Source organism: Acinetobacter sp. NIOH-H-8, assembly GCF_046635365.1.
GTDB lineage: Bacteria > Pseudomonadota > Gammaproteobacteria > Pseudomonadales > Moraxellaceae > Acinetobacter.
Map to the genome: position 1 here is coordinate 1 of NZ_JBHDVN010000104.1, position 2,042 is coordinate 2,042.

The 2,042-nt window shown below is 37.1% G+C and carries 3 protein-coding genes and 1 pseudogene; 1 reads left to right on the forward strand and 3 read right to left on the reverse strand.

The features are described 5' to 3' along the window. Positions 1–73: pseudogene (locus ACEWB7_RS17160) on the reverse strand (IS5/IS1182 family transposase); the annotation flags it as partial. Between the two features lie 413 nt (positions 74–486). Between ACEWB7_RS17160 and ACEWB7_RS17165 the strand changes: the two are divergent. Further along, positions 487–1,449 carry an IS30 family transposase gene (locus ACEWB7_RS17165; protein ID WP_075314781.1) on the forward strand — a complete coding sequence of 321 codons (963 nt, stop codon included), beginning with the start codon at positions 487–489 and terminating at the stop codon, positions 1,447–1,449. Here ACEWB7_RS17165 and ACEWB7_RS17170 read toward each other — a convergent pair. Next, positions 1,425–1,736, reverse strand: a complete 312-nt coding sequence (locus ACEWB7_RS17170) for a hypothetical protein (RefSeq protein ID WP_159124613.1) — start codon at positions 1,734–1,736, stop codon at positions 1,425–1,427. The genes ACEWB7_RS17165 and ACEWB7_RS17170 overlap by 25 nt on opposite strands. 40 nt (positions 1,737–1,776) lie before the next feature. After that, positions 1,777–2,042: integrase core domain-containing protein (locus ACEWB7_RS17175; RefSeq protein ID WP_411580993.1), on the reverse strand; the 266-nt coding region annotated here is incomplete at its 5' end.

The window sequence follows — 2,042 nt, forward strand, 5'->3', positions numbered from 1 at the left end:
GGTGAATGGATAAATTACGCAGAATAACTTTCAACTTTTGCCAGTGTTGATCTGTCAGCATGGTACGAGGCATAGCGAATAGTAAAATTGGGTTTGGCGATTTGATTTTACTACTTCGCTATTTTTTAAGCTAAAAGTGTCAACACACCCTAACAATGTTGAGGAAGCTCTAGACCCTAAAGGAACACAGCCATCAAAGAGATATACACCTTCTTTTAGACGTTAGTGAATTTTGGATGGACTCGTGAATTAAGTCACCGCTAAATAAATCATTTATATTGTACGTTGCGAACACGGCTTATCTTTTGTGCAGAGATATATAGACTCTAATCCATATTAAGAATAGATATGATAACAGCCATTATCATTAACAGATAAACAACGCAGATTCAAATCCCAAGTGCAACACATTTGTAGTTGGTTGAAAAAGTTAGGTGTATTCATAGAATCATTAGACTTTTTCAACTCGCAATTGGAAAGCACACAATGAAAAAATACACCCAACTTTCTCAAGATGAAAGATACGAAATTTATGCTACTTTGAAAAGTAAAAGTTCAATCGCTACCCTTGCTCGGGAATTAGGACGTTCACGATCAACCATCTACCGTGAATTAAAAAGAAATACTGGGCAACGTGGATATAGAGCTCAACAGGCAGCTAAATTTGCAAGTCAAAGACGGTACCGTCCTTCATCATCAATGACAGCATTTGCCTTCGCTTATATTGATTATTTGATTGGTTTGGACTGGTCACCCGAACAAATTTCAGGTGCTTTAACACAACGCGGTTGGCTGGATGTACCTTCACATGAGTGGATTTACCAGTACATTTATCAAGATAAATCAAAAGGCGGTAAACTTCATCTACATTTAAGGCATCAGAAGAAATATCGAAAACGCGGTTACAAAAACACGGATCGTAGGGGTCAAATCATTGATAAAACAAGTATTCACTGCCGACACCAGGTCATTGATCAACGACAACGTTTAGGAGATTTCGAAGGTGACACGGTGATTGGTAAACATCATAAAGGTGCTTTATTGACTCTCGTTGATCGAAAGAGCCTGTATGTACATATTGTTCATTTAGGGCCAATAAGAGCATCCTCTCAAACGATTACTTGTGCATTAGATCGTTTACAAATGAGCCATGCTTATAGTGTGACATTTGATAATGGCAAAGAATTTTCCGAACACAAAAGAATTACTGATGCTGGCATAGAGACGTATTTTGCTGATCCTTACAAGTCTATTCAGCGAGCTAGAAATGAAAATACGAATGGTTTAATCCGTCAATATCTGCCAAAATCATCATCGTTTGATGGCGTGTCAAACGAACAAATAGAGCAGATAGAATTTGCACTCAACCATCGTCCTAGAAAAACACTAGGTTGGTATACACCGAGTGAAGTTATGGCTGGTTTTTATACTGTTGCACTTGCCGCTTGAATCCGCCCAATAAAAAAACGTATAAATTTCCGTTTTTCTTCTAAAGTTAATTCGACTTTACTAGATTGATAGAAAAAAATATGCCCAAAGGGTGAAAAAAGAAAAGCCAATATAGCTGTTAAAGTGCTTCTTTTATTAATAATTATTATAGTACTAATAAAATACCAAACTACAATGATAGTTAAGACTATTAGGGATATGCCAAGCAACATTGATATCATATTAATTTTAAGTCCAAATTCGGGTGGGGGTTCAAAAAGTAGGCTAATATTAGACATACCCATCATTGAACCGTACCGGGTTTGTCGGAGATTTTTTTTATTTAAGTTAGGCCACCTGACCTAACGGGTTAATCTTATCATAGTACATTGCTTCAAACTCAAAAGGCGATACATAACCCAGTACACTGTGTACACGCTTTTTATTGAACCAATCTACCCAGTTTAGTGTCGCAAGTTGTACATCTGCTAAACCTTGCCAATCTGCTTTTAAATATTCAATCACCTCTGTTTTGTATAAGCCATTCACCGTTTCAGCCAGAGCATTATCGTATGAATCACCAGTTGTACCGACTGATGCTCGTAAATTTGCAG